This window comes from Halochromatium sp. (assembly GCF_054919635.1).
On record NZ_JBUDPI010000008.1, the window covers coordinates 1 to 26,400 of the forward strand.

A 26,400-nucleotide genomic window follows, 5' to 3' on the forward strand; every position below is an offset into this window, starting at 1 on the left:
GCAATCTTCAGCCTTCAGCCTTCAGCCTTCAGCCTTCAGCCTTCAGCCTTCAGCCGTTCTTCTCAAGGTGCTCGGCCAGATACAGCCAGGTATCAATCACGGTATCCGGGTTCAGCGAGACGCTCTCGATCCCTTCCTTGACCAGCCAGTCGGCGAAGTCGGCATGGTCCGATGGTCCCTGACCGCAGATGCCGACATACTTGCCCTGCTTGCGGCAGGCCTGGATGGCCATTGAGAGCATGGCCTTGACGGCCGGGTCGCGCTCCTCGAAATCGGCAGCGACGAGGCTCGAGTCGCGGTCGATGCCTAAGGTCAGCTGGGTCATGTCGTTGGAGCCGATCGAGAAGCCGTCGAAGTATTCGAGGAATTGCTCGGCAAGGACGGCATTGGATGGGATCTCGCACATCATGATCAGCTTGAGGCCGTTCTCGCCGCGCTTGAGACCTTGCTCGGCCAGTGCCTCGGTGACGGCCTTGGCCTGATTCAACGTACGCACGAAGGGGATCATGATCTGGAGGTTGGTCAGGCCCATCTCGCTACGCACGACCTTAAGGGCCTCGCACTCCATCTCGAAGCAGTCCTTAAAGCTGTCCGAGACATAGCGCCCGGCGCCGCGGAAGCCGATCATCGGGTTCTCTTCCTCGGGCTCGTAGCGCGGGCCGGCGATCAGGTTCGCGTATTCGTTGGACTTGAAATCGGACATCCGAATGATGACCGGATTCGGCGCGAAGGTCGCAGCGAGCGTCGCGATGCCCTCGGCGAGGCGCATGACGAAGAACTCGCGCGGGCTCGGATAGGCCGCGATGCGCGGGCCGATCTCGGCCTTGAGGTCATCGGGGAGCTGGTCGAATTCCAGCAGCGCCTTCGGATGGATGCCGATGCTGTTGTTGATGATGAACTCAAGCCGTGCAAGGCCGACACCAGCATTGGGGATCGAGGCAAAGCCAAAGGCGCGCTCCGGATTACCGACATTCATCATCACCTTGACCGGCACCTCGGGCATCTTCTCGAGCTCCACCACCTTGTGCTCGAACTCGAGCTCGCCGTCATAGATGAAGCCGGTATCCCCTTCGGCGCAGGAGACAGTCACCGCCTGGCCATCGGCGATCTTGTCGGTCGCATCGTTGCAGCCGACCACCGCTGGCACGCCCAACTCGCGGGCGATGATGGCGGCGTGACAGGTGCGACCGCCGCGATTGGTGACGATAGCAGCGGCGCGCTTCATCACTGGCTCCCAGTCGGGGTCGGTCATGTCGGTGATCAGTACGTCACCGGCTTGCACCTGATCCATGTCGCGGATGGAGCCGACCACCCGCGCCTTACCGGCGCCGATGCGCCCGCCGATGCTGCGTCCGGTGGCCAGCACCTCGCCACCGGTCTCTTTGAGACGATAGCGCTCGACGACTTGACCGCTGCGGCTCTGCACCGTCTCCGGGCGCGCCTGGACGATGTAGAGCTCGCCGTCGATGCCGTCCTTGGCCCATTCGATGTCCATCGGGCGCTTGTAATGCTGCTCGATCAGCACCGCCTGCTTGGCCAGGGCCTCGATCTCGGCGTCGGTGATCGAGAACTGGCCGCGGAGCTCCATTGGCGTCTGCTCGGTGCGCACCGGCTCGCGGCTGCCCGGCTCAGCGAAGACCATGCGCATGGCCTTATCACCGACGCTGCGGCGCAGGATCGCCGGCCGGCCAGCGGCAAGCGTCGGCTTGTGCACATAGAACTCGTCCGGGTTCACCGCGCCCTGTACAACCATCTCGCCGAGGCCGACGCTGGCGGTGATGAAGACCGCATCGTTGTAGCCGGATTCGGTATCCAGCGTGAACATGACGCCGCTGGCAGCCAGATCGCTGCGCACCATGCGCTGGATGCCGGCCGAGAGCGCGACATCGGCATGGGTGAAGCCCTTGTGCACCCGGTAGGAGATGGCGCGGTCGTTATAGAGCGAGGCGAAGACCTCCTTGATCGCGCGCTTGACGTTGTCCAGCCCGTGGATATTGAGGAAGGTCTCCTGCTGACCGGCAAAGGAGGCATCGGGCAGGTCTTCGGCGGTGGCCGAGGAGCGCACCGCCCAGGTGGTGTCGGCGGCACTGCCGGTCTTGTCGGCGAGTGCCGCGTAGGCCTGCTCGATGGCCTGATCCAGCTCCGGCTGGAAGGGCTGCTCGATGATCCAGCCGCGGATACGCGGGCCAGCGGCACTGAGCGCGGCGATATCGTCGACGTCCAGTGCGTCCAGCTCGGAGGCGATGCGCTCGGCCAGGCCATCAGCGGCGAGGAAGTCACGGTAGGCCTGCGCGGTGGTCGCGAAACCGCCGGGCACGCGAACTCCAAGCTGGGTCAGATGTTGAATCATCTCGCCGAGCGAGGCGTTCTTGCCGCCGACGATGCCTACATCGTCCATGCCTAGGTCGCTCAGCCAACGCACATAATCGGTCATTGCTCTCGGTGCCTCCGAATCGCCCAAAACAAAACACTATAGACGATACGTGTATCTTGGATTGTGCGGTGCATCAATCTGGCCGTAGCAGCCGTTGAACTAAGTAAGTGTTGAGCTGCACTCTTGCGGCGAGCGGACTAGGGCTTAACGGTGGTCAGCCCAACGCTGAGCCAGTCCTGCATCCCGCCTCGGTACCATTTGAGTTTGTCGAGCGGGTAGCCGAGTCCCGCCAGGGTTTTGAGATTGGCCGTTGATTGCGCGCACCAGATGCCGTTGCAGAACAGGACCAGGGTCTTGGCATCATCGAACTGCCACTGGCCGTTGCCTGGGTCTTGGCGGGCATCAAACTGCTCGGTCAGGATTTGCCCGAGGTCCTCGGCCTCGCCGGTCTGTTGCAGGCTGCCGGTAGGATCGGTGTTGAGTCTGTTCCAAGGGATGTTGACCGCGCCTGGAATGGTGCCGCGCAGCACCCAGTCAGGCGTGCGCGAGTCGATGACGAGGATCGAGTCGTCGCCCTGGTGGATGCGGCTCAGGTAGTCCAGCAACTCAAGCTCGCCGATGGTCTCGACGCCGGGGAGCACTTGCATCGGCTGCACACAGAAGGGCGGACAGCCGCGCTCAGTCTTCTGGAATATCTCCGGCAGGGTGGCGTGTCGGTCCGCGCCGCGGCTGATCGTCAATGTTGTGCCCTGGTGGCTGATGTCGACGCTCTCGAGCGTTGGCGTGATCTTGTTGTCCTCGGCTTGGGCAAACTGGCCGATGAGCAGCAGCGAGGCGAGGGCGAAGATGGGACGGATGATCAAGGCGCGTGCTCCTGAGAGTTAGGCTGAAAAACACGGCACGTCGCCGCCACCCGGGACGACGAAGCGCTTGTTTTAGGTTATGACAGTTTAGACTGAGATCACTGTAGGAACTGTGCAAACTTGGATAAGGCACCATAGAACTAGTAATTATAGGTGATCGGAGCGGTGAATTCCGCAGTGGGTCATTGATTTATAAGATTCTAATGTTCTGTTGTTTCTTGACATGCGTGCTCGGGTATTTGCAGGATGAGTGAGCTAGGACGGGCTAGCGTTCCAGATGGCCCAGCCTAGCTCAGATCAAGAAAGACCAATCCAGTGGATACGAGGTTTCAATGTTACGAAAGTTATTGCCAATGCCGCTCCGATCGCGTCACGAAGTGTCCGTTCAGGCTGCGAATCAACACGACCAATTGCATCTGCCGCGCGGGAGCGCACGTCTAGGGCGGGCTGCGTTGGTGCTACTGCTTGTGGCTTTGATCCCGCTGACGGTTTGGGCGACGACGCGTGAAGACGCAGAATCCGCGATCGCCGAGGCCAAGGAGACGCGCGAGGAAGCCATCGCCGCTGGGGTCACCGATAGCCCCACCGACGAAATGATCGAGCAGGCCGAGTCGGTGTTGTCGTCGCGCCAGTACACCCGGGCGCTCCAATATGCTGAATGGGCGCGACGCCAGGATTCAATGATGATGGAGCTGCTCGCCAAGCAAGAGGCGCGCAAGGCCGAAGGTGAGGCCGCGAAGGCCGCGGTGGGTACCTACCAAGAGCCGATCGATGTGCTCCAAGGTCTTATCGCTCGAACCCCGTCCGAATATCTGTCGCAGAGCGACCAGAACATCATGATGATGCCCGACAGCCCGGCACAATGGACCGCGGCGGATGGCGAGGAGCTGTTCCATGAGCCTCGCGGCCCGAACAACGTGTCGCTCGAGGAGTGCGATTTCGGCAAGGGGCCAGGCGTGCTGGAAGGGGCCTATGTCGAGCTGCCGCGTTACTTCGAGGACACCGGCAAGGTGATGGATCTTGAGACGCGCTTGGTGCATTGCATGGTCACACTGCAGGGCTTCAGCCCGGATGATCCTGCGGTGACGAAGCGCCATGGCAGTAATTCGGATCACATGAAGCTGCAGACCTATATTGCCAGCCAGTCCAGCGGCTTTGCCTGGAATCCGCCGATGGATCATCCGCTAGAGAAGGCTTTGCGGGACGCTGGAGAGGTGATGTTCTACCGTCGCGCCGGCAAGGCCGACTTTGCCTGCAGTACCTGCCATGCCGCGTCCGGCAAGCGTATCCGCGCCTCAGTGTTGCCGAACAAGAACGTTCCGGAGGAATGGACGAAGGCGATCTCCTGGCCAGCGTTTCGAGTCGGTCACGACCATGTTCGCAGCAGCCAACACCGGCTGCGCGGTTGCTACTGGCAGATGCGTCAAGCGAGCCCGGTTGCCGGCTCTGACGCGAGCATCGCCATGCTGAGCTACTGGACCGACGCGGCCCGCGGCCAGCCAGCGATCCTGCCGGACATGAAGCGCTGATCACTGACGCCCAGAGGAGATTCCAAACAATGTCAAAGCAGTTCAATCTGGCGCGCAAGCTCATCGTGCTTGCCGCCCTCTCGGTCTTCAGTGTGGCCCTCGTGGCCGAAGAGGTCGATTACACCGAGATGACGCCCGAAGCACTCGCCGAGTACCTGATTTTTGAGGCCGGCGGTTTCAAGCTTGATCAAGAGGTCCAGGAGGGAGGCACGGCGCGCCAGCGTATGGAGCAGGATTGGTTGCAGAAGACCTGCTCAAGCATCGATGGCACCCGGCCGGACATGGAAACCTTGCTCGAGGTTAGCAAGAAGGCTCGCGAGACGATCACCTACCCAGACGGCGGTATCGAGCTCGGTGATTGGAAGCGGGGTCGCGATCTGGCCTGGTCTGGCTATGGGTTTCGAGTCGGACATCGCATGGATGATCATGAGAGCAATGATATCGGTGGCAATTGCTACAACTGCCATCAGATCGGGACCGATCGCACCGGCGGCACGATTGGTCCAAGCCTGGTGGGCTACGGAAGGATTCGTGGCGATAGCGATGCGATCAAGAAGTACACCTATGACGTGATCTACAACTCGCACTCGGCCTTCCCCTGCACCAATATGCCCAGGTTCGGCAGCACTGGTTACCTAGACCAGCAGTCGATCGCCGATATCATGGCCTATCTGCTCGATCCGGACTCTCCGGTCAACCAGTGACGCTGGGCTATTCCCGCTAGACCGGGGTTTGAGACCGGGCATCAAGGTTCCTTGATGCCCGCTTGATGTCCGGTCGCTGCGCGCCTCTGGCCCATTGCTCTCAGGGCTGAGGTCGCGACGGCTCCCCGAGACGCTCTTGCGACCCATCAGCTCTGCTCCTGATCGAGTTCTGCGTTCATGAGCATCAGGCGCATCAGCTCGGATAACGAGCGCGCTTCTAGCTTGTCCATGACCTTGGCTCTGTGCGCCTCGACCGTGGATTGGCTGATGTGAAGGTCAGCGGCGATGACCTTGTTTCGCTTGCCTGCGACGATCTGGTTGAGGATCTCCCGCTCGCGCGGCGATAGCCGTTCTAGACGCTGGTTAACTTCGGCAAGACGCATGGCATGGCCGCGCCGGCGCGCGTCGACGCCAAAGGCTCGATGGACCGCGTCAAGCAGGGCTTGGTCATTGAAGGGCTTCTCCAGGAAATCGACGGCGCCGGCCTGGACGGCTCGCACCGCCATGGGCACGTCGCCATGGCCGGTGATGATCACGATGGGCGGGTGAATGGGCTCGGCTGCTAGGCGCGTCTGCAGCTCGATGCCACTCATGCCTCGCATGCGCACATCCAGCACCAAACAACCGGGGCGGGCGGGGTCAAAGTCATCTAGGAAGGCTTGTGCCGAGTCGTAGGCGCGTACCTCGAGGCCGACTGATTCCATGAGCAAGCCGATGGCTGCCCGAACCTCGTCATCGTCGTCAACGATAAAGACGGTGGGATCAGTATTCATGTGCTTGGGACTCCTTGTGCTTCGGTCGTGATTGACCTTCCGCGACTGGAAGGCTGAACTCAAAACAGGCGCCGGCCTCGGTCTCTGACAGCATCAGCTTGCCGCCGTGGGTCTCGACGATACCAGCACTGATCGAGAGACCCAGGCCGAGGCCGCGCGCCTTGGTGGTCGTGAATGGCTCGAACAGGCGACCTTGGATCGTGTCGGCGATCCCAGGCCCGCTGTCTTCGATCCGAACGATGATGTCACCGCATGGTCGGCCTGGCTCTTGGCCCAACCTTTGGGTTTGACTGGGATGTGCCATCAGCCGCAGACGATGCGGCCCGTGCGTTTCGGCCATCGCCTCGATGGCGTTGCGCGCTAGATTCAGGATAACTTGCTCGATCTGCGTGCGCTGGACCAGCACAAGGTCGACCGCGGGGTCGATCTCGCACTGGATCTCGACGGCATGTTGCCTTGCCTCCTGCTGCAGCAGCACCTGGACGGTGTCGAACAGGTCGACCACCGCAACAGGCGCGGTCACAGGGTCTTCTTTGCGCACGAAGCGCCGAATGTGGCGGATGATCTCGCCGGCGCGCTCGGCCTGATCGGCAATCTTGGCCATGACCTGGCTGCAGCACTCCATGTTGCAGCGGCTATCCTCAATCAGTCGAATGCTGGCACGCGCATTGGTGGAGATCGCCGTGAGCGGCTGGTTCAACTCATGCGCAATGCCGGAGGCCATTTCACCCAGGGTGCTCAGCCGGGCCACGCGCGCCTGCTCTGTCTGCAGACGCTGGATGCGGGCAGCGGCTTCGCGCCGTTCGGTGGTGTCGCGAAAAACGACCACGCTGCCAACGGTCTTGCCGCGTTCATCGCGGATCGGCGTGGTGCTGTACTCGACCGGAAAGCTGGAGCCGTCACGGCGCCAGAACAGATCGTCGTCGACAAACCGACTGCGCTGGTCGCGGAAGGTCGCATAGACCGGGCAGTCTTCGTCTGCGCCCTGGATCGCGCTGCCGCGGTGTTGTCGGTGCAGGACCTGGTGCTGATTGCAGCCGATGAGCTGGTGCCGATCCCAACCGGTGATCTGCTCGGCGGCCTTGTTGACGAATGTGGTTCGCCCGCAGAGGTCAACGCCGTAGATGCCCTCGGCCACCGAGTTGAGGATCAGCTCCTGACTCTGCTCGAGACGGGACTTGGCTCGATTGAGACGGGCATTCAAGGCCTGCAGTCGGCCGGTCAGCACAAGCAGCAGCAACAAAGCGAGGACGCCCAGCAGCACCCCGGGCCAATAGCGCTGCAAGGCGTCGCCCAGCGTGAAGGCCTCTGGCTGATCGTAGGGCGGACGATGCAGCGCCTGCAAGAGCTGATGGACCGGCTGGTAATCCAACGGCACGCTCCAGCCAGAGTAGCCGCCAGCAAGGGCCGCTGGCTCGTCTGGCGGCATCTGCAGGAGCGCCACAGCGACCTGCTGGGCGAGCCAGCTGGGAGTGCTTTGCAGGGTGCTAAATGGCCATTCAGGGTACAGCGGCGTGCTGAGCAGTAGTGGAAACTCAGCCATCGTCCGGGGTGCGAGCACACGAAAATCCGAGAGCCTGATTGCGCCTTGATTCGCCATGCGCTCGAGGATATCGGTACGTACCATGCCGACGTCGGCCCGACCGTCGCGCACGGCGAGCACCACAGCATCATGGATGCCAGCGAAGTCGAGCGCTGCGAGCGACCGGGGTGCCTCAATCCCAGCGCGACGCAGCACTTCAAGCTGCATCAGAAAACCGCCGAGCGAATGCGGGTCAACGGCGAGGACGCGTTTGCCGCGTAGATCGCTCAAGCGGGAGATATCGCCGCGGTCGACGCGGCTAAAGATGACGCCACCGAAGCGGTTGCGAGCCTGCTCGCCAGAGCCGTTGCGCATGGTCGCAATGCGCGAGATGCGATGGCGTACCTCCAGGTCGACATACATAGCCGGATTGGCCAACAGGAAATGGATGCGGCCCCTGGCAACCGCCCCTTCGACCTCATCGAAGGCGAGCGGGAGGATGCGGAAGCAGTGTCGTGGGAGCGCCTGGGTCAGATAGTCGGCGGTGGGACCCCATTGCAGCTGAGTGACGCGGTCGCCCCGGTGGCTGAGGACCCCTATCTCGATCTGCAACGGGGCCGCGGATTCATCGAGCGCTTGGGCGCTTGCGATCTGGAGTCGGGTGGTCGGTCCCAGCCAGAGGATCAGCCCAAACGCCAGGGTTGCGGCCAGAACTGGCAGCTGACAAGCCAGCCGACGGGCAAAGTGCCCTGCGATGCAGTCTGTCGACAGACGAGCGCGCCGGCATCCGAGCCGCTTGGAGCGGATGCGCTGCAGCGGGTTGATGAGGAAAGCCCGGAGTCGAGGCAAGGCTTCGGTGAATGGCAATCCGGCGTGACCCGCGTGCATACTATGGCCGCTTTGAGCCGCGACGACTCAGGTGGTCAGCCTGTGAGGATCGCGGCGACTCGACAAGCAGAACGTGTTAGGAGGAGATGATACCCCAATGACTATTTCTCGCCGCGAATTCGTCCGACTCTTGGGCCTGGCTGGTGCTGCCGGGATGTTGCCGCGCTCGGTGTTCGCCGAAGCCAAACAGCCAAGCGATCTCTACGAGCTGCCGAAGTTTGGCAACTTGACGCTGATGCACATGACCGATTGTCACGCCCAGCTCAATCCAGTCTATTTCCGCGAGCCTAACGTGAACCTCGGCATCGGTCCGGCCTTTGGTAAGGCGCCGCATATCGTTGGCGAGGCGTTGCTCAAGCATTTCGGGATTGAGCCCGGCACCATCGACGCGCACGCCTTCAGCTATCTGGATTTCGCCGAGGCGGCTGAGAAGTACGGCACCGTCGGCGGCTTTGCGCACCTCAAGACCCTGGTGGACCGTATCCGTGCCGAGCGCGGCGATGGCAACACCTTGCTGATGGATGGCGGCGACACTTGGCAAGGCTCAGGCACCGCCTACTGGACGCGTGGCATGGACATGGTCGGTGCGACCAACCGGCTCGGCGTCGACGTGATGACCGGCCACTGGGAGTTCACCTACCTTGACACAGAGGTCATCAAGAACGTCGAGGCGTTCAACGGCGATTTCGTGGCGCAAAACGTCAAGGTCCGCGAAGAGGCCCTATTCGATTATCAGTTCGAGGACTTCGGTGGCTTCCAGGAAGACGCCGGTCTTGCATTCAACCCCTATGTGATCAAGGAGGTTGGCGGCTCAAGGGTTGCTGTGATCGGCCAGGCCTTCCCATACACGCCGATTGCCAATCCGCAGCGCTTCATCCCAGACTGGACCTTCGGCATCCAGGATCAGCGCATGCAGGAATTCGTCGACAAGGTGCGGGACGAAGAATCGCCGGATCTGGTCGTCGTGCTCTCGCATAACGGGATGGACGTCGACCTCAAGATGGCCTCTCGCGTCACCGGTATCGATGTCATCTTTGGCGGCCATACCCACGATGGAATGCCGGCGCCCACCGTCGTCGAGAACGCGAGTGGCAAGACGCTGGTCACCAATGCCGGCTCTAACGGCAAGTTCCTCGGCGTGATGGATCTCGAGATCAAGGATGGCAAGCTGCGCGATTATCGGTATCGGCTGCTGCCGGTATTCTCGAATCTTCTCAAGCCGAATGCCGAGATGACCAAGTACATCGAGGAGCAGCGCGCCCCGTACCTGGACAAGCTGACTGAGGAGCTGGCGACGGCCGAAGAGGTGCTCTACCGCCGCGGCAACTTCAACGGCACCTTCGATCAGGTGATCTGTGACGCGCTGCGCAAGGTCAACGATGCCCAGATCAGTCTCTCGCCCGGCTTCCGGTGGGGTACCACGGTACTGCCAGGCCAGAAGATCACCATGGATAACGTGATGGATCAGACCTGTATCACCTATCCGGAGACCTATCGGCGCGAGATGAGCGGGGCGGACATCAAGGCCATCCTTGAGGACGTCTGCGACAATCTGTTCAACAAGGACCCCTACGTGCAGCAGGGTGGCGATATGGTGCGCGTCGGCGGGCTCGACTACGTCTGCGATCCGGCAGCCGGGATGGGCAATCGCGTCTCCGAGATGCAGCTCGACGATGGCACCAAGATCGAGGCCGATAAGAGCTATGTCGTTGCCGGCTGGGCCACGGTCGGGAGCCAGTCGCCGGGTGAGCCGATCTGGGAGACGGTCGCGACCTATCTGCGTGATGCGAAAACGGTCAAGATCGATAAGCTCAACACGCCCAAGCTCAAGAACGTCAAGGGCAACCCGGGGATCGCCGACTACGACGGTGAGGTCCTAAGCTAGCGATCGGTTTGGGCTCGCGGCCGATGCGGATCAGAACATTGCCGCTGCAGGTCGCGAGCCGAGCCCAGTGAGACTCGGGGTCAGTCTTAGGCTCGGATTCTGGCTCAGATTCAGGGCGAGATCCTAGGCGACCGCCTAGGCGAGCCCCGGGTCGGGTCAAGGCCGGTCAGTCTCGTCCGGGGGCTAGCCACAGCTAGCGCCCGCGTTTGCCCTTCTCGGGGTTGCGAAGCAGGACATAGACTGCGCCGGTGCCGCCATCAAACCGTGGCGCTGAGCTAAATGCGAGCACGTCCGGGCGCAACCGCAGCCAGTAGTTGACCTTGCACTTGAGCACCGGCTGGCGTTGTGCCGAGCCGCGGCCCTTGCCATGGATGATCTTGGCACAACGAATGCGCCGAGCGGCGCACTCGGCCAGGAAGTCCTGCAAGAGACCGCTCGCATAGCTCGCGGTGAGACCGTGCAGGTCGAGCTCGAGACTGGGCTCAAGCTGACCCCGCTGGAGCGCGAGCAAGACCCGCTTCTGCACCCCGGGGCGCATAAAGAGCAGGTAGTCGTGCGTCTCGACCTCAGATTCGGCAAGCAGCTGCAGGTCTTCGGCTGGTGCCTCTTCGATGCGCGGGCGCGGAATCGGCTTAGGCCGTTCGCGAAATGGTTCCGCGGTCTCGGTGTCAAGCGGAATCGCGTCTTCGACTTCAGCGCGAAATAACGCATAATCAGCATCCTGAAGACGTTTTTTCACTTTGCTTCTCGCGTTTACGTCGAGCCGAGTCCAGAATGTAGCAAACTTCCGCGGACGCTGTTTTGCTGTCCCGGTAAACTCACAGATCGTCGCTCGCCCCGCTACCCATGAAGATCTTACTCAGCAACGATGATGGCTATCGCTCACCCGGCCTCCAAATCCTGGCCAAGGAGCTCGAGCGCTTCGGTGAGCTGACGGTAGTCGCGCCGGACCGAGACCGCAGTGGCGCGAGCAACTCGCTGACACTGGATGTGCCGATTCGCGCGGAGCGACTCGAGAACGGCTTTATCCGTGTCAACGGCACCCCGACCGACTGTGTCCACCTGGCCATCACGGGCCTGCTCGAGCAGGAGCCGGATCTGGTTGTCGCTGGCATCAATCACGGCCCCAATCTTGGTGATGACGTGATCTACTCAGGGACGGTTGCGGCCGCCACCGAGGGGCGCTTTCTTGGTTTGCCGGCCTTGGCCGTTTCGATCGATTCCCATGAGCCCCAACAGCTTGCCGCGGCGGCTGCGGTGACCGCGAAACTGATCGCTGGACTAGGTGACAATGACATGGATATGCCAGTCAGTACGATCCTAAACGTGAATGTTCCCGACCTGCCGCTCTCAGAGCTGCGTGGGATTCGCGCGACTCGGCTTGGACATCGCCATAAGGCCGAGCCCATCGAGCGCATTGTCGATCCGCGCGGTCGGCCGATGTTTTGGGTGGGTCCCGCTGGGCCCGAGCAGGACGCAGGGGAAAGCACCGACTTCCATGCCCTTCGGCAGGGTTATGTCTCGGTGACACCCTTGAAGATCGACCTGACACGCCATGAGGCGGTCGAGCCGCTTGATCGATGGCTGCAGGCGCTGTGAGCAGCCTCGCGCAGATGCCTGCTCCGGTTGCGGCTGAGGCGGGCCGCGGTATGACCTCGGTGCGCACGCGCGAGCGTCTGGTGCAGCGGCTCTTGGCAACGGGGCTCAGGGACGATGCTGTGATCGAGGTGCTGCGCCAGTTGCCGCGGCACCTGTTTGTCGAGGAGGCCCTCGCGAGTCGGGCCTATGAGGACTCTTCACTGCCGATCGGCTGGGGCCAGACCATCTCACAGCCTTACATGGTTGCGCGTATGACCCAAGCCCTGCTTGAGGCTGGCCCCATACAAACCGTGCTGGAGGTCGGTACCGGCTCCGGCTATCAGACCGCTGTGCTCGCGGCACTGGTGCGGCGGGTCTACAGCGTCGAGCGAATCAGCTCACTACAGGCGCGTGCTGAGCAGCGCCTGCGCACCTTGAAGCTGCGCAATGTGCGTCTTCGTCATGGTGACGGTAGCACCGGTTGGCCGGAGTATGCGCCATTCGATGGCATTCTTGTGACCGCCGCGCCCAGCGGCATCCCGCGTCGGCTCGCGGAGCAATTGGCGCCGGGCGGTTGCATGGTGCTGCCGATCGATTGCGGGCGTGACCAGATGCTCGTGCGCCTAGTCAAGAAACGCCAAGGCCGCTACCCAGGCTTTCGGCACGAGGTGCTGGAGCCTGTTACCTTTGTCCCTTTGCTCGGAGGCGTCGTTCAGTAGGTCCATGATTGGTCAGGTCACGTACAAGAGGCTGATCAGGGTATCCCCCTGCTGCTGCCTAGTCATTGATGGCGATTCGTTGCTGCTGCGACGCTTGCGCCCAACTGCGGTTCCGATCCAGTGCACGCTGGTGGCGCTGATCGCGATGGTTGTCTTGCGGCGCTGACTGCTTCATGCCCCATGCTTGCGATGCACTTATCCTGGAGACACGGCTATCGGGTTGGGGCAACGCTAGCGGTCCTGTTGGCCCTGCTTGCCATGCTGGGCTGCGGTGCGCGCGGGCTCGCGCCGGTCGATGATCGCGGTTATGGGCCCGCCCCTCCTGGGTATTATCGGATTCGCTCCGGCGATACCCTGAGCGAGATTGCCGAGCGGAAGCGCATTAGTATGCGCAAGCTTGCAGCCTGGAATGGTCTTGGGCCGCCGTATCCGCTCTACACGGGTCGGTTGTTGCGGATCGAGCCGCCGCAGGCTGGCAGACGCAGTGCAAGCGCTCGTCAGGTCGCGGCGCGCAGCAGTCCAAAGACCGCGACCCAGTCTGCGACGACGCCGACCTCCCAGTCGACTGGTAAGCCGAGTGCGAAGACGAGTGCGAAGACGAGCGCCACGGCGAAGCCGGGCAGCTCGGCACGAGCCTCAGGGGTGAACTGGGGTTGGCCTGTGGTGGGGCCGGTGGTTCAACGCTATCGGTCGAATGATCGGACCCGACAGGGGATACGGATCGCCGCGGGGCCCGGGACTCCGGTCGCCGCAGCGGCCGATGGCACCGTAGTTTACAGCGGTAGCAGTGGACTCGCCGGTTACGGCAATCTTATTATCGTCAAGCACAGTCCAAGCTATCTGAGCGCTTACGGCTTCAACCGTCGTGTGCTCGCGAGTGAGGGAGCCACGGTCAAGCGCGGACAACAGCTCGCCGAGGTTGGCCAGGCGGCGGATGGCCAGCCAATGTTGCACTTCGAGATTCGTCGCGACGGCGCAACCGTTGATCCGCTGCTGTTCCTGCCAGCGTCACGGTGAGTCGGGCGACCGCACCTCAGGGGGACTCATGTCAGCGGTTGTACCGGAAGAGGATCCGGATGGGGATGCGCTCCCCGATGAGGACGAGATCCTGATCGACGGCGATAACGTTGACGAGGCCGCTTCAGACCTGCCGGAAACGGAGGTTGATGAGGCTGGCGACGATGAGGTCTCCGATGCGCAGCCGGCTGGGTCGGCGGTGCCGCAGTTGTCCGATGAGTCCGGCAAGCGCTACTCGGCTGGTGATACTGAGCTCGACGCCACGCGTCTCTATCTGAACGAGATCGGCGAGTCAAAGCTGCTCTCGGCCGATGAGGAGGTCTACTACGCGCGGCTCGCCCAGCAGGGCGATGAATCAGCCCGGAAGCGCATGATCGTCAGCAATCTGCGCTTGGTCGTCAAGATCGCTCGGCGCTATCTCAACCGCGGGCTGCCGCTGTTGGACCTGATCGAAGAAGGCAATCTGGGTCTGATCCGCGCCGTTGAGAAGTTCGATCCGGAGCGGGGCTTTCGCTTCTCGACCTATGCGACCTGGTGGATTCGCCAGACCATCGAGCGCGCGATCATGAATCAGACGCGCACCGTGCGGCTGCCGATCCATGTGGTCAAGGAGATCAATGTCTATCTGAAGGCGACCCGGCTGCTCTCGCAGCAGCTCGACCACGAGCCCACGACAGAGGAGGTGGCGGAGCTGCTGGATAAGCCAATCTCCGAGGTCAAGCGTATGCTGGGCCTGAACGAGCGCACCGCCTCCGTCGATACACCCTACGGCAAAGACGCCGACAAGCCCCTAGTGGATATGCTGCAGGATGAGGCCGCCCATGATCCCAGCGATGAGATCCAGGATGTCGACATCCATAGCAATCTCGATCATTGGCTCGAGAAGCTCAACGACAAGCAGCGTGAGGTCGTCGAGCGCCGTTTCGGTCTGCATGGCTATGAGCATTCGACGCTCGAGCGTGTGGCTCAGGAGCTGGGTGTGACGCGCGAGCGGGTGCGCCAGATCCAGATGGACGCGCTGCGCCGGCTGCGTGACATCCTCGAGAAAGAGGGTTTCTCGCTCGAGTCGTTCTTCAAATAGGTCCCGCCGCTCCAAGATACCCTGAACTCGCAACTGTGGGCCTCTCAGGAAGGGGTATGGCCAAGGCCCGCTCTCGGGTATTTGTCCGAGGGTCTTAGTCGCCCTTTTGTGCTCGCCTCGACCGGCGCTTCGCGTTGGTCTGTCCGTGAAAATGAATATAAAAATAATGGTTTACCGGTACGTGGTTATGCCGTTCCGACCCTGATCGAGATCAATCGAAGCTGTGTGAAATGCCCCAGATGGCGGTTTCTGCTGGTTTGTTTGCCTTGACATTACGCAATCGATCCAGTCTTATTGCGCGGTCACACGCCAGGGCGCGGCGCGCTAGCAAAACCTCGGGCTGGAGTGCCCAGTCACCTCTCTTTTTCCCAGCCTGTTTGGGGGGTCTATGGAAGCCACAGCCGACTTCACGGCGGAGCGCAAATACGACTTCGACGTCGTACGCTGGTTCACGATCATGGCCGTCGTCTACCTTGTGGTAGGGGCGGGCGTCGGTGTCTACATCGCATCCGAGCTCGCTTGGCCGTTCCTGAATTTCGACAATCCTTACATCTCGTTTGGTCGGCTTCGGCCCGTGCACACCAACGCGGTGATCTTCGCCTTCGGCGGCTGTACCCTGATGGGCACCGCTTACTACACCGTTCAGCGCACCTGCGGCGTGAGCCTCTGGAGCAACAAGCTGGCCTGGTTCACCTTCTGGGGCTGGAACGCGATCATCCTGCTAGCGGTCATCACATTGCCGCTGGGCTTCACCCAGTCGAAGGAGTACGCGGAACTTGAATGGCCGATCGACATCCTGATCGCCGTGGTCTGGCTCGCCTTCACCTTCAACTTCATCATGACCATCGCCAACCGGAAGTCCTCGCACATCTATGTGTCGAACTGGTTCTTCCTCGGCATGATGGTGATGATCGTCTATCTGCACGTGGTCAACAGCCTGTCGATCCCGGTCGGGATGCTGAAGTCTTACAGCCTGTTCTCCGGCGTCCAGGATGCGATGATCCAGTGGTGGTGGGGCCATAACGCGGTCGGTTTCTATCTCACCGCTGGCTTCCTCGGCATCATGTACTACTTCGTGCCCAAGCAGGCGAACCGCCCGATCTACTCCTATCGCCTGTCCGTGATCCATTTCTGGGCACTGATGTTCGGGTATGTCTGGCTCGGTGCGCACCATCTCCAGTACACGGCGCTGCCGGACTGGACCGGCTCGCTCGGCGCTGCTGTCTCGCTAGCCATGATCATTCCGTCCTGGGGCGGTGCTGTGAACGGCATGATGACCCTGTCCGGGGCCTGGGACAAACTGCGCACCGACTACGTGATGCGGTTCCTGATCATCGCGCTGGCTTTCTACGCGATGTCGACCTTTGAAGGTCCGGTGATGTCGCTGAAGACGGTGAACGCCCTCTCCCATTACACCGACTGGACCATTGGCCACGTGCACTCTGGCGCGTTGGGATGGGTCGCCGGTATCTCGATCGGAGCCATCTACCACCTGATGACACGCCTTTGGCACACCGAGATGTGGTCCGAGAAGCTGGTCAATGTCCACTTCTGGACCGCGACCATCGGTACCGTCATCTATGTGGTGGCCATGTGGGTATCCGGCATCATGCAGGGCCTGATGTGGCGTGCCTATGACGAGTACGGCACCCTGGCCTATACCTTCGTCGAATCGGTCGCTGCGATGCATCCGTATTACGCGATGCGCGCAGTCGGTGGCGGCATCTTCCTGATCGGCGCGATCATCATGCTGTTCAACGTGGTCATGACGGTGCGCAAATCGGTGTCTGCCGGGAGTCTGCGTGAGGCACGTGGCACGCCAGCTGTGGCCGCTGCCTAAATCGCCTGAAGCGTCAGAATCCGGAGGAGTAACAAGTAAATGGCTGACAAGAACACACCGCCGAAGGGATTTCAGGAGCGCATGGAGCGCAACATCTGGGGGCTGCTGATCGTCGTCGCGATCGTGCTCTCTGTGGGTGGTATCGTCGAGATCGTCCCGCTCTTCTATTTGAAGAGCACCGAGGAAGCAAATCAGTTTCCGGAAATCGTCTGGCAGGAGGCGGGTACCACGCCAATCGTCTCGGTGACCTACGAGACCGACGCCGAGGGCAATCCTCTCCGGTTCAAGACCGATGATCAGGGTAATTTCCTGAAGAAGGATACTGGCGAGCTGGTTCAGGATCCTAAACGCGGGGTGCCGAGAGCTGTCGAGACCACTTGGAACTGGAAGCCCGGCGACGGAATCCGCCCCTACACCGCTTTGGAGCTCTGGGGTCGAGACATCTACCAGCGGGAAGGCTGTTATCTCTGCCACTCGCAACAGGTGCGTCCATTCCGCGACGAGCGCGAGCGCTACGGCCATTACTCACTGGCCTCCGAGTCGATGTTCGATCATCCGTTCCAATGGGGATCGAAGCGGACCGGACCGGACATGGCCCGTCTGGGAGGCAAATACTCTGATGAATGGCAACGCCAGCATCTTCGCGATCCCCGCTCGGTGGTGCCGGAGTCGGTGATGCCTGCCTATCCCTGGCTCGATAACGAACTGATTGACCCAGCGAAGATGCAGCGACACATGAAAGGGCTTCGCGCGATTGGCGTTCCCTACAGTGACGCCGACATCGACGCTGCTGTTGGGCTGTTGCACGGCAAGACCGGTATGGATGCCATGGTTGCCTATCTGCAGGTGCTTGGCACGATGGCAAAGCTGGACCCAGGGGTGGTCTATCGTGAGTAGCCTCGCGGACTACTTCGAGACCGATTGGGCTGCGATGACGGCAACCGACTGGGTCGGAACCATTATGACGGTTGTCATCTTCGTACTGATGGTCGTGGCCTATTTTCAGGTCTTTCGGCCAAAGAACCGGGATAAGCTCGAAGCCAAGAAGCATATCCCGTTTGAAGAAGATCACGAGGACCGCGGAGATAACGATGGCCGACCATAACCCGTTCCCCGGTGAAAACAATACCGGGCATTTCTGGGATGACAACATTCGTGAGCTGAACAATCCACCGCCGAAGTGGTGGATGATCGCTCTCTGGGCATCGCTTGCCTGGTTCGTCCTTTATGGCATCCTGTATCCGATGTTCCCGGTGTTTCCGTGGCAGTCGCAAGAGGGTGGCGGCTTCACCAAGGGTATCCTCGGCTGGAGCTCGATCAAGGAATACGAGCAGGGCGTCGAGCAGGTCGAGGCTGTGCGTGCTCAATACGAGGAGCAGATCGCTAACATGACCGCTGAGCAGATCCTCGAAGATCCGGGTCTGACCCAGTACACCCTCGCGTCGGCGAAGGTCCTGTTCGGGGACTACTGTGCGGCCTGCCACGGCAGTGGCGGTCAGGGTAATCCCGGCTATCCGGTCCTGGCTGATGACGATTGGCTGTTCGGCGGCTCGCTCGCAAAGATCACCGAGAGCATTACGATTGGCCGGAAAGGGGCAATGACGGCCCACGAGAATATCCTCACCGAACCCGAAGTCGACCAGCTATCGCAGTTCGTCGTTGAGCTTGCCGACGGCGGTGAGGGTAGCGAGGCGGGATGGAAGTTGTTCAATGAAAAGGGGTGTACCGCCTGTCATGGGCAGACCGGTAACGGTATTCTTGCGGAGCTTCCGGACGGAACGGTTGTGACCGTTGGCGCGGCGAATCTGACCGATAGCATCTGGCGTTTCGAGCCGGGCGGCTATGAGAGCGCGAAGCATACGATCCTCTACGGCGTGAATCAGGCCGGGGTCGAGCAGACGCGTGATGCAGTGATGCCGGCATTCGGGGATTCGGCCGGTAGCCTGGACGGAAAGCTCGAGCCGGACTCAATCAAGAAGCTGGCGGTCTACGTGCATAGCCTTGGCGGAGGCCAATAAGAGCGTCCGCTATGGTTGGTCCTCATCCGCTGTGCCAAGGAGGGCTCTGCGCAGCGGCTGGAGCGCGATTCGGAACAGAGCGCAGGACCGGCGCGAGCATTGAAACGCTTGTCGGCATTCGGCCAAGTGGTTAGGCATTGATCCCGCGAACTGAGTAAAGAAAGATAGGGGAGGATGACATGCACCTAGATGCGGTGTTTTGGGGTTCCATCATTAGCGTGGCGCTCGCAGTCATCATCATCAGCTACCTGGTCTACAAGGTGATCAGGCTGATGAACGAAGACGCAGAACGACATAAGAGCGAGTCGCAATAGCGCTAGGTTGAGCCCTAATCGATGTTGAGGAGGAGTAAGGGACCGGAAGGGGGATTGTTGATCCCCCTTTTTTTCTTCTTGCATGTTGAGCTTGGTGTGCGTCATAGCCCTTAAGGGTGTCTTGATGTTGGCCTTAAGACGGGGCTGAACGCATGCCAGCCTGGTTGTTGTCGTTATGAATGAGACTTCCTCCCGCGCTTCCGGCGCCGCAATGGACGAACTCTATGCCGAGGCCCATCATTGGGAGGTCAATACCGGTGGCGAGACCATCCACGCCAAGCGCATGCCTGGCAAGTGGCGCCGAATTAAATGGCTCGCTGCTTCGGTCTGGCTGATCTTTTTTCTTGGTCCTTATCTTCGCTGGAATGGGAGCCAGGCGGTCCTGTTCGACATCCCGAACCGCAAGTATCACCTGTTCGGGGTGACGGTCCTGCCGCAAGATTTCTGGATGCTCTCACTGCTGCTGCTGTTCTTCGCGATCCTGCTCGCCGTGGTCACGGCACTGGTCGGTCGCGCCTACTGCGGTTACTTCTGTTTTCAAACGGTCTGGACCGACGTCTTTACCTGGATCGAGGAGAAGCTCGAAGGCACTCCCCCGCAGCGGCGCAAATTGGATAAGGCGCCGATCGACGCGAGAAAGCTGCGTATCAAGGCTGTCAAGCACGGGCTCTGGCTGCTGATTGGTTTTCTTACCGGCTTCAGCTTTGTCGCCTGGTTCTATGGCGCGATTCCGTTGTGGCGAGACTTCTTCGTTGGCGACGCCAATGTTGCTGTGTACGCCGCAGTGGCCTTGTTTACCTTGGGCACTTACTTGCTCGCGGGCTGGCTGAGAGAACAGGTGTGCTTCTGGCTCTGTCCCTATGCGCGCATTCAAGGTGTGATGCTGGACAAGTCGACGATCGTTCCCACCTATGATGTTGAGCGGGGTGAGCCGCGAGGGCGGATCAAGAAAGGGCAGGCCGAGTCAACGACCGTCGGCGACTGCGTCGATTGCAACCAATGCGTGGCCGTATGCCCAACAGGGGTTGATATTCGCAACGGACAGCAGGAAGGCTGTATCACCTGTGGCCTCTGCCTCGACGCCTGTGATGCGGTGATGGATAAGGTCGGACGGCCACGCGGGCTGATCCGCTATGCCTCTCTCGACGAGATCGAAGGTAAAGCGGTCAAACCGATGCTCCTCCGTGGACGGGTCTGGGTCTATACGGGAATCCTGGCGCTGGCGCTGATCGGAATTATCTACGGTCTCTCGAGCCTCGCGGCGATCGAGCTCAAGGTCTTGCATGAGCGCGCGCCGTTGTTTGTCCAGCTCTCGGACGGCTCGATCCAAAACAAATACACCCTGAAGGTACTGAACAAGAGTGAGCAAGATCTTGAGGTGAGCATCAGTGCCGAAAGCCCGGCGCCGATCGAGCTGATTGGCGCTGACGAGCCTCTGCTTACGCCCTCCGGCGAAGTCACACCGATGATCGTGTTTGTCAAGATCAAGCGTTCGGACCTCACTGGGGAGACAGTGCCTGTGACATTCCATGCCACGAGCGAGCTCAAGGATGGGGCCGAGATCGAGGCAGAACGCGAGAGTGCATTCTTTGGGCCCTCTCGTTGATGGCCTTTTCTTGGCAAAGGGCCTTGGCCACAGGAGGCCTTGGCCGCAGGATCTTGATGACGAAAGCTGAGAACGAACTGAATGACTGATGTTTCAACGATGACGGCCCCCAGCGGCCAGACTCCACAGCAGCCCGCTAAGAGGCAGCGCGCTAGCTCGGCATGGCGAAGCCCCTGGTTTATTGGCTGGATAGGTCTGGTCGTGGTGGTGCTTGCAGTGAATGCGACCATGATTGTGCTGGCCTTCGTGACCAATCCTGGTCTGGTCGTCGATGACTACTATGAGCGTGGTCGCAATGTCGAGCGGACCTTGACGACCAAACGCGCAGAGGCGCCCGGCTGGACCATGAGCCTGGACACGCCGGCCGATGTCGCCAAGAGTCAAACGACCGTCGTGCGCTTCTTTGTGGTTGACTCGGCCGGTCAGCCGGTGCGTCCGGATCAGGTCACCTACTACGCCTACCGTCCATCGGACCCCTCGGCTGACTTCTCGGTACCGATGGTTGAGGAAGCGCCTGGACGCTATGCGGCCGAGGTCAGCTTCTCGATGTCGGGTCTCTGGGATACCTTGGCTGCGGCACGGACCGATGGTCAAGAGGTTGTCTACGATCAGCGCATTGGGGTCGCGGATCAGTAGCGGATCGACGCCGAGTGAATAAGCCCGCCGCTGGTCCCGCCGCTGGCTGCGATTCATTGAGGGCTGAGGTCTCGACAGCGGGTCATTGCTTCCACTGCGGCCTGCCGCTGGCGGGCGCGGAGCGGGTCGAGGCAAGCGTTGCCGATGCTCAGCGCAGCTTCTGTTGTACTGGCTGCAGATCGGTCTGTGAGGCCATCTATGCCGCAGGCCTCGACGGCTTCTATCGGCGCACGCCCGAAGGTGAGGTGTTAGGCCCGCCGCCGGAGCCACCAAAGCAGCTTGCGCTCTATGACTTAGACGAGGTACAGGCCGCCTATCTCGATACCAGCGCTGATCTGCGCGAGATTAACCTGCATGTCGAGGGTATCCACTGCGCGGCCTGTGTCTGGCTGATCGAGACTGGGCTGAGCAAGATGCCCGGGGTCGAGGAGGCGCGGGTCAATCTCACCGGCCGCCGGCTCCGCCTGAAGTGGGACAACTCGCGCCAGCGATTGTCGGGGCTGTTGGGGCGGCTGAGCGAGGTCGGCTATGCTGCGGTGCCCTTCGATCCCGAGACCGCCGAAGGGGCACTGAAGCGGGGCAACCGGGCGCTGCTCTACCGCATGGCCTTTGCCGCCTTCGCGGCGATGAACCTGATGTGGGTCTCGATCGCGCTCTACGCCGGGGCTGACGAGGGCGAGTTCCGCGGCCTCTTTCACTGGATCGGCTTCGCGATCGCCACGCCGACGCTCCTGTATTCGGGCTGGCCCTTCTATCGCGGCGCCTGGGTCGGGTTGCGCCAAGGCGCGCTGACCATGGATCTGCCGATCGCGATCGGCGCCTCGATCACCTACCTCTACTCGCTCTATGTGACCCTCAGCGGCCAGGGTCATGTCTACTGGGATACGGTCGTCAATTTCCTATTCGTGATCTTGGTCGGACGCTTCCTCGAGGCCATGTCCAAGCGACAAGCCATGGCCTCGACGCAGCGCCTACTGGATCTGCAGCCGAAGATCGCGACCCTGCTGCGCGATGGCGAGGAGGTGGTGGTGCCGATCCGAGCGGTCTCGACGGGCGATGTCCTGCTGGTGCGCCCAGGCGAGACCATCCCCGCGGACGGTGTCATTCGCGAGGGTCGCAGCGAGGTCGATGAGGCCATGCTCACCGGCGAGTCTGAGCCGGTGAAGCGCGGTGTCGGCGACAGCGTGGCAGCAGGCACCCTGAATGGCGCTGGCGTGCTCGAGGTCCGGGTCACCGGTCTGCTGCGTGATACCGCGCTTGGGCGCATCATCCGGCTGGTCGAGGATGCGCAATCAAGCAAGGCGCCGATCCAATCGTTGGCCGACCGGATCGTGCCCTGGTTCGTCGCGCTCACCATTGGCTTGGCCCTGACCACCTTCGGCATCTGGATCGGCCGAGATCTGGAGACCGCATTGATGGCGGCCACCTCGGTGCTGATCATCACTTGCCCCTGCGCCTTCGGGCTGGCGACGCCGATGGCGATTGCGGTGGCCTCTGGGCTCGGTGCACGCCATGGCATCCTGGTTAAGCAAGGGGCAGTGCTCGAGACCCTCTCAGAGATCGATCATTTCGTCTTTGACAAGACCGGGACCCTGACCGAGGGGCGTCCAGAGGTGGTTCAGCTGCAGGCTTTGTCGAGGGTACCGGCGGGATTGAGCGCGCAGCCCCAGGCAAACGAGCCAGGCGTTCATGGGGCGTCGGCGACGCCAACTGGGCCGGGTCAGGTCGTTGGACCAAGCGCTCTGGCAGGGTACGGGGAGTCGGGTGAGCGATTCGAGCGAGCCGATCAGGTCGAGCTGGAGGCTGACTGGCGGTGTTGGCCGGCAGATACGACGCTGGATGATGCGACACGCGAGCAGCTTCGGCTGGTGGCGGCGCTGGAGCGGGTCTCCGAGCATCCCTTGGCACGTGCAGTCGTACGCCTCGCAACAGGTGCCGGGATCGGTCTGGCCTCAGCGCAGGTGCGGGATGTAGAGGTTGAGCCTGGCGCAGGGATCAGCGGTATCGTCGATGGGCATCGGCTGCTGATTGGAACGGCTGCCTGGCTGCATGAGAATGGCATTGAGTGCTCGTCGCTTGCGACGGTCGGCGAGCCTAGCAGCCCTCTTGGCACGACCTTGCACTGCGCGATCGATGGCGTCGAGCGTCTGCGCCTGTTGGCTGCGGACCGGCTCCGCGCCGATGCCGCTGAGGTGGTGCAACGGCTGCAGGCCGATGGGATTCGAGTGACGCTGCTGACTGGTGATCGTGAGACCGTCGCGCGCCGAATCGCCGAGCGCCTCGGTGCGATCGAGGTGATCGCCGATGTCCGCCCGGAGGATAAGGATCGAGTGATCGCCGAGCTTCAGCAGCGCGGCGAGCGGGTGGCCATGGTGGGTGACGGCATCAATGATGCACCAGCTCTGGTGCGAGCCGATGTCGGCATCGCCGTCGGTAGCGGCACTGACGTGTCGATCGCGAGCGCAGACATCGTGCTGATGAGTGCCGAGCTGATGCGCGTGCGCGATGCCGCTGCACTGTCTCGGCGCACCTTGCGCACCATTCGGCAAAACATCGGGCTCTCGATTCTCTACAATCTGATCATGGTGCCGCTGGCGATGGCCGCATTGATCACGCCTCTGGTTGCGGCGATCTCGATGCCACTCAGCTCGCTGGCGGTGATTGGTAACTCGGCACGGCTGAGGGGGCTGTTCAAGCAAGGGTCCCGGCTGCCGGGCGGACAGAGCAACCCACGAGGTTAGCCAATGGAAGTGATCTATGGCCTGATTCCCGGCATGCTGCTGCTTGGTCTGGTTGCTGTCGGGGTCCTATTTTGGGCGGCTCGTAGCGGTCAGTTCGACGACCTGGATGGCGACGGCCAGCGCATCCTGATGGATGAAGACGCCGATGTTGACGATGCCCGCCGCTTCCCAGATGCCGAGAGTGACCGAATCGCATCGCGGCAGGCGCCTGCGCGCAGCTCGGCTAAGGAAGGAGACGATGACCAATCAGGGCGATCGTCGTCTTGACAGACCGGATCGACGCCAAGGCTAAGGACGCGATGTCACCCCAGGCGATGCGTCGCTGCCTTGTCCTGCTAGAGGGCCGTCGTCTTGCGGTAACCGCGCCCGAAGCAGCTCGAGCAAGAGCCAGATGAAAGCGAGCCCTGGCGCCAGCCAACCGCCCTTGAGTAGTTGGCGGAGCACCAATAGGATGAATACGGTGAACGCCAGCGCGCGGCGATCGACGCGGCGGTTCGCCAGTGCTGTTGGACCTGCCGCAGGGCCTCGTCGAGCCGCGACGATTCGCTGATCTGGGCTGCCATCGCTGTCCGTACCGGGCTCGCTTGCGTTCGCCTCGACGAGCGAGACAAGGCCCAATGCATCTAGCGCGGCTGCAATGCCGTTGCCGTCGCCCTCAGCGAAGCTCAATAGCACGCTTGCGGTCTTTGGCTTGACCAGTGTGGATTCGATCTTTGGGATTGCCGCGAGCTGTTGCTGCAGATGCCCAAAAAAGGCCGCATCATGACGTCTCGACGGGATCCTCAGTCGCATCCGCCGTGCACTCTGGTGAACCAGATGCGCGCGGGGCGCAGCCTCCTTTGCCCGGCTCGATCGCTGTGTTGATGACACCTTGACCATTGCCTTGCTCGCCGTCCGAAGACGGCAAGCGGTCTATTTGACGCTGCCGAACGAGCTGTCGACGGCCCCTGCTGGAGGTTGCAAGCCGGCTAAGCGGCAACCTTGCGCCACCGGGCCGCCGGGTAAGACCTCGTACAGGTACTTCAGGCCACCGCGATCGTGAAAATGTTCGTCGAGGGCATCATGCAGGGCTCGCGTATTCGGCTGCTCTTGCTTGGCGAAATAGGCTTGCAGCGCGTGTACAACCTCCCAGATGTCGTCGTTCAGGCTTATTCCTTCGTCGCTGGCTAGTCGCGCTGCATCGTCCGGGCTCCAGTCAGCCGGCGCCTGCGGGAAGCGTGGGTCATGGTTAGCCGCACCTGGATTCAGGATGTCGCGCATCGTCTCTGCCATGGGTGGTTCTCCTCGTCGCTCCTCAGATTGCTGAAACTAAAGGTCTACGTGATGGCTTGGCTCAGGTCAAGCAATCTCTGGCAACGATACCCGATCCACCGAGGCTTCGTGCCGGCGCTAACCTGACTGGGATACCCGAGGTACGCAAGCGCGGGTTCGACTAGGGCTAGTGCCGCCACCCAGTTGAGGCTTAACATGCCCGTCTCGGTGATGCGGCTGCGTCATCGCGGAACCCATCATGAGACGGAGACCAGCATGGCTTCAGATGATCTTGTGTTGCCGGGCGCCGAGCTGATGCTCTTCGACGATAAGGCGGCGGTTGCTCGCTCGGCCGCACAGCACATCCTGGCTGCGGCAGGCTCGGCCATTGAGCGTCATAACCAATTTCGACTCTGCCTAGCGGGAGGAACCACGCCGACTGCGGCCTATGAGCTGCTGGCCGAGGCCGATGCGGATTGGGCGCACTGGTGGATCTACCATGGTGATGAGCGCTGCCTGCCCGTTGAGGATCAGGAGCGAAATAGCCTTGCGGCCGATCAGGCCTGGTTGAGCCAGGTGCCTTTGCCCCGCGAGCAGGTGTTCGCGATTCCGGCCGAGCGCGGTCCTGTCGCCGCCGCTGATCGCTACGAGGCGATCGTCGAAACGGCGCTTCCCTTCGATCTCGTCCTGCTTGGCATTGGCGAAGACGGCCACACGGCGAGCCTGTTCCCAGGTCGAACGCTGCCAGATGACCGGTTGGTGGTGCCGGTTTATGACTCACCAAAGCCGCCCCCAGAGCGCGTGTCGTTAACAATCCCGGCCCTTTCTCAGAGCGATCGAGTGCTGATCCTGGTGACCGGTGAGGGTAAAGCGGATGCGGTGCGGCGTTGGTCTGAGGGCGAGCCCTTGCCGGTTGCGCGGGCTGCCGCGTCGGCAAAGACGCTGGTGCTGATCGATCGCGCGGCTGCTGCCGCGCTGATCTGATGCTGATCTGATTCAGCGTGCGGGCTTAGGCGATTTCTGTCAAAGCTCATACCGCCTTGCTGGTCTTTTCGCTCGCC

24 protein-coding genes are annotated in these 26,400 nt (G+C 61.6%); 17 read left to right on the plus strand and 7 right to left on the minus strand.

Annotation, left to right across the window (positions count from 1 at the left end):
* Positions 1-49: 49 nt before the first annotated feature.
* Positions 50-2,434, minus strand: a complete 2,385-nt coding sequence (ppsA, locus tag ACY693_RS01200) for a phosphoenolpyruvate synthase (protein ID WP_462320000.1) — start codon at positions 2,432-2,434, stop codon at positions 50-52.
* 137 nt (positions 2,435-2,571) lie between these two features.
* Positions 2,572-3,237, minus strand: coding sequence for a rhodanese-like domain-containing protein (locus ACY693_RS01205; RefSeq protein WP_462320001.1), 666 nt, complete (start codon positions 3,235-3,237; stop codon positions 2,572-2,574).
* A gap of 680 nt (positions 3,238-3,917) precedes the next feature.
* On the opposite strand from ACY693_RS01205, the gene soxA reads away from it, so the two are divergent.
* Both soxA and soxX read left to right on the plus strand, forming a co-directional pair.
* Positions 3,918-4,766, plus strand: coding sequence for a sulfur oxidation c-type cytochrome SoxA (soxA, locus tag ACY693_RS01210; RefSeq protein ID WP_462320022.1), 849 nt, complete (start codon positions 3,918-3,920; stop codon positions 4,764-4,766).
* Positions 4,767-4,795: 29 nt separating this feature from the next.
* Complete coding sequence (gene soxX / locus ACY693_RS01215; RefSeq protein WP_462320002.1) at positions 4,796-5,470, plus strand: sulfur oxidation c-type cytochrome SoxX; 675 nt, start codon at positions 4,796-4,798, stop codon at positions 5,468-5,470.
* 146 nt (positions 5,471-5,616) lie between these two features.
* On the opposite strand, the gene ACY693_RS01220 is transcribed toward soxX, so the two are convergent.
* Positions 5,617-6,243 carry a response regulator transcription factor gene (locus ACY693_RS01220; protein WP_462320003.1) on the minus strand — a complete coding sequence of 209 codons (627 nt, stop codon included), beginning with the start codon at positions 6,241-6,243 and terminating at the stop codon, positions 5,617-5,619.
* On the minus strand, positions 6,233-8,653 hold the full coding sequence (locus ACY693_RS01225; RefSeq protein WP_462320004.1) for a PhnD/SsuA/transferrin family substrate-binding protein: 2,421 nt from the start codon (positions 8,651-8,653) through the stop codon (positions 6,233-6,235). Before ACY693_RS01225 ends, ACY693_RS01220 begins: the two co-directional genes overlap by 11 nt.
* A 97-nt stretch (positions 8,654-8,750) precedes the next feature.
* Between ACY693_RS01225 and soxB the strand changes: the two genes are divergently transcribed.
* On the plus strand, positions 8,751-10,538 hold the full coding sequence (gene soxB, locus ACY693_RS01230; RefSeq protein WP_462320005.1) for a thiosulfohydrolase SoxB: 1,788 nt from the start codon (positions 8,751-8,753) through the stop codon (positions 10,536-10,538).
* Between the two features lie 193 nt (positions 10,539-10,731).
* Here soxB and ACY693_RS01235 read toward each other — a convergent pair whose 3' ends face one another.
* A complete protein-coding gene (locus tag ACY693_RS01235) occupies positions 10,732-11,277 on the minus strand; it encodes a Smr/MutS family protein (RefSeq protein ID WP_462320006.1) in 546 nt (181 codons plus the stop codon).
* A 107-nt stretch (positions 11,278-11,384) separates the two neighbouring features.
* Here ACY693_RS01235 and surE point away from each other — a divergent pair, with 107 nt between their 5' ends.
* The 13 genes from surE to ccoS all read left to right on the plus strand — a co-directional run bounded on the left by surE (position 11,385) and on the right by ccoS (position 24,355).
* Positions 11,385-12,137: a 5'/3'-nucleotidase SurE gene (gene surE, locus ACY693_RS01240; protein ID WP_462320007.1), complete on the plus strand. Its 753-nt coding sequence runs from the start codon at positions 11,385-11,387 to the stop codon at positions 12,135-12,137.
* A 14-nt stretch (positions 12,138-12,151) separates the two neighbouring features.
* Positions 12,152-12,835: a protein-L-isoaspartate(D-aspartate) O-methyltransferase gene (locus ACY693_RS01245; protein ID WP_462320008.1), complete on the plus strand. Its 684-nt coding sequence runs from the start codon at positions 12,152-12,154 to the stop codon at positions 12,833-12,835.
* Positions 12,836-13,024: 189 nt separating this feature from the next.
* Positions 13,025-13,852 carry a peptidoglycan DD-metalloendopeptidase family protein gene (locus ACY693_RS01250; RefSeq protein WP_462320009.1) on the plus strand — a complete coding sequence of 276 codons (828 nt, stop codon included), beginning with the start codon at positions 13,025-13,027 and terminating at the stop codon, positions 13,850-13,852.
* Between the two features lie 28 nt (positions 13,853-13,880).
* Positions 13,881-14,933: an RNA polymerase sigma factor RpoS gene (rpoS, locus tag ACY693_RS01255; RefSeq protein WP_462320010.1), complete on the plus strand. Its 1,053-nt coding sequence runs from the start codon at positions 13,881-13,883 to the stop codon at positions 14,931-14,933.
* Between the two features lie 388 nt (positions 14,934-15,321).
* Entirely contained in the window at positions 15,322-16,773 is a 1,452-nt protein-coding gene (gene ccoN / locus ACY693_RS01260; protein WP_462320011.1) for a cytochrome-c oxidase, cbb3-type subunit I, read from the plus strand.
* 39 nt (positions 16,774-16,812) lie between these two features.
* The gene (gene ccoO / locus ACY693_RS01265; protein WP_462320012.1) at positions 16,813-17,670 is read left to right on the plus strand and encodes a cytochrome-c oxidase, cbb3-type subunit II; all 858 of its coding nucleotides are present in this window, start codon (positions 16,813-16,815) and stop codon (positions 17,668-17,670) included.
* Positions 17,663-17,878 (plus strand): cbb3-type cytochrome c oxidase subunit 3, encoded by a 216-nt coding sequence (locus tag ACY693_RS01270; protein ID WP_462320013.1) that lies wholly within the window; start codon positions 17,663-17,665, stop codon positions 17,876-17,878. The genes ccoO and ACY693_RS01270 overlap by 8 nt, the downstream gene beginning before the upstream one ends.
* Positions 17,865-18,791 carry a cytochrome-c oxidase, cbb3-type subunit III gene (ccoP, locus tag ACY693_RS01275; protein WP_462320014.1) on the plus strand — a complete coding sequence of 309 codons (927 nt, stop codon included), beginning with the start codon at positions 17,865-17,867 and terminating at the stop codon, positions 18,789-18,791. The genes ACY693_RS01270 and ccoP overlap by 14 nt, the downstream gene beginning before the upstream one ends.
* A 179-nt stretch (positions 18,792-18,970) precedes the next feature.
* On the plus strand, positions 18,971-19,105 hold the full coding sequence (locus tag ACY693_RS01280) for a hypothetical protein (protein WP_462320015.1): 135 nt from the start codon (positions 18,971-18,973) through the stop codon (positions 19,103-19,105).
* 211 nt (positions 19,106-19,316) lie between these two features.
* A complete protein-coding gene (gene ccoG / locus ACY693_RS01285; RefSeq protein WP_462320016.1) occupies positions 19,317-20,711 on the plus strand; it encodes a cytochrome c oxidase accessory protein CcoG in 1,395 nt (464 codons plus the stop codon).
* An 81-nt stretch (positions 20,712-20,792) separates the two neighbouring features.
* Positions 20,793-21,347: a FixH family protein gene (locus tag ACY693_RS01290; protein ID WP_462320017.1), complete on the plus strand. Its 555-nt coding sequence runs from the start codon at positions 20,793-20,795 to the stop codon at positions 21,345-21,347.
* Between the two features lie 56 nt (positions 21,348-21,403).
* Positions 21,404-24,088 carry a heavy metal translocating P-type ATPase gene (locus ACY693_RS01295; protein WP_462320023.1) on the plus strand — a complete coding sequence of 895 codons (2,685 nt, stop codon included), beginning with the start codon at positions 21,404-21,406 and terminating at the stop codon, positions 24,086-24,088.
* Positions 24,089-24,091: 3 nt separating this feature from the next.
* Positions 24,092-24,355 (plus strand): cbb3-type cytochrome oxidase assembly protein CcoS, encoded by a 264-nt coding sequence (ccoS, locus tag ACY693_RS01300; protein WP_462320018.1) that lies wholly within the window; start codon positions 24,092-24,094, stop codon positions 24,353-24,355.
* A gap of 21 nt (positions 24,356-24,376) precedes the next feature.
* On the opposite strand, the gene ACY693_RS01305 is transcribed toward ccoS, so the two are convergent.
* The gene (locus ACY693_RS01305) at positions 24,377-24,880 is read right to left on the minus strand and encodes a hypothetical protein (RefSeq protein ID WP_462320019.1); all 504 of its coding nucleotides are present in this window, start codon (positions 24,878-24,880) and stop codon (positions 24,377-24,379) included.
* Between the two features lie 120 nt (positions 24,881-25,000).
* The gene (locus tag ACY693_RS01310) at positions 25,001-25,360 is read right to left on the minus strand and encodes a TusE/DsrC/DsvC family sulfur relay protein (RefSeq protein ID WP_462320020.1); all 360 of its coding nucleotides are present in this window, start codon (positions 25,358-25,360) and stop codon (positions 25,001-25,003) included.
* A gap of 255 nt (positions 25,361-25,615) precedes the next feature.
* Here ACY693_RS01310 and pgl point away from each other — a divergent pair, with 255 nt between their 5' ends.
* On the plus strand, positions 25,616-26,323 hold the full coding sequence (gene pgl / locus ACY693_RS01315) for a 6-phosphogluconolactonase (RefSeq protein WP_462320021.1): 708 nt from the start codon (positions 25,616-25,618) through the stop codon (positions 26,321-26,323).
* The last annotated feature ends 77 nt before the right edge of the window (positions 26,324-26,400 follow it).

What these genes read in the sequence shown, in the direction of transcription:
- ACY693_RS01305 (WP_462320019.1), bottom strand. Translation starts at nt 24,880, where the DNA reads ATGCGACTGAGGATCCCGTCGAGACGTCATGATGCGGCCTTTTTTGGG.
- soxB (WP_462320005.1), top strand. Translation starts at nt 8,751, where the DNA reads ATGACTATTTCTCGCCGCGAATTCGTCCGACTCTTGGGCCTGGCTGGT.
- surE (WP_462320007.1), top strand. Translation starts at nt 11,385, where the DNA reads ATGAAGATCTTACTCAGCAACGATGATGGCTATCGCTCACCCGGCCTC.
- ccoN (WP_462320011.1), top strand. Translation starts at nt 15,322, where the DNA reads ATGGAAGCCACAGCCGACTTCACGGCGGAGCGCAAATACGACTTCGAC.
- ccoO (WP_462320012.1), top strand. Translation starts at nt 16,813, where the DNA reads ATGGCTGACAAGAACACACCGCCGAAGGGATTTCAGGAGCGCATGGAG.
- ACY693_RS01310 (WP_462320020.1), bottom strand. Translation starts at nt 25,360, where the DNA reads ATGGCAGAGACGATGCGCGACATCCTGAATCCAGGTGCGGCTAACCAT.
- ccoP (WP_462320014.1), top strand. Translation starts at nt 17,865, where the DNA reads ATGGCCGACCATAACCCGTTCCCCGGTGAAAACAATACCGGGCATTTC.
- rpoS (WP_462320010.1), top strand. Translation starts at nt 13,881, where the DNA reads ATGTCAGCGGTTGTACCGGAAGAGGATCCGGATGGGGATGCGCTCCCC.
- pgl (WP_462320021.1), top strand. Translation starts at nt 25,616, where the DNA reads ATGGCTTCAGATGATCTTGTGTTGCCGGGCGCCGAGCTGATGCTCTTC.
- ACY693_RS01225 (WP_462320004.1), bottom strand. Translation starts at nt 8,653, where the DNA reads ATGCACGCGGGTCACGCCGGATTGCCATTCACCGAAGCCTTGCCTCGA.
- ppsA (WP_462320000.1), bottom strand. Translation starts at nt 2,434, where the DNA reads ATGACCGATTATGTGCGTTGGCTGAGCGACCTAGGCATGGACGATGTA.
- ACY693_RS01290 (WP_462320017.1), top strand. Translation starts at nt 20,793, where the DNA reads ATGACTGATGTTTCAACGATGACGGCCCCCAGCGGCCAGACTCCACAG.
- ACY693_RS01245 (WP_462320008.1), top strand. Translation starts at nt 12,152, where the DNA reads ATGCCTGCTCCGGTTGCGGCTGAGGCGGGCCGCGGTATGACCTCGGTG.
- ACY693_RS01250 (WP_462320009.1), top strand. Translation starts at nt 13,025, where the DNA reads ATGCACTTATCCTGGAGACACGGCTATCGGGTTGGGGCAACGCTAGCG.
- ccoS (WP_462320018.1), top strand. Translation starts at nt 24,092, where the DNA reads ATGGAAGTGATCTATGGCCTGATTCCCGGCATGCTGCTGCTTGGTCTG.
- ACY693_RS01220 (WP_462320003.1), bottom strand. Translation starts at nt 6,243, where the DNA reads ATGAATACTGATCCCACCGTCTTTATCGTTGACGACGATGACGAGGTT.
- ACY693_RS01280 (WP_462320015.1), top strand. Translation starts at nt 18,971, where the DNA reads ATGCACCTAGATGCGGTGTTTTGGGGTTCCATCATTAGCGTGGCGCTC.
- ccoG (WP_462320016.1), top strand. Translation starts at nt 19,317, where the DNA reads ATGGACGAACTCTATGCCGAGGCCCATCATTGGGAGGTCAATACCGGT.
- soxX (WP_462320002.1), top strand. Translation starts at nt 4,796, where the DNA reads ATGTCAAAGCAGTTCAATCTGGCGCGCAAGCTCATCGTGCTTGCCGCC.
- soxA (WP_462320022.1), top strand. Translation starts at nt 3,918, where the DNA reads ATGATGATGGAGCTGCTCGCCAAGCAAGAGGCGCGCAAGGCCGAAGGT.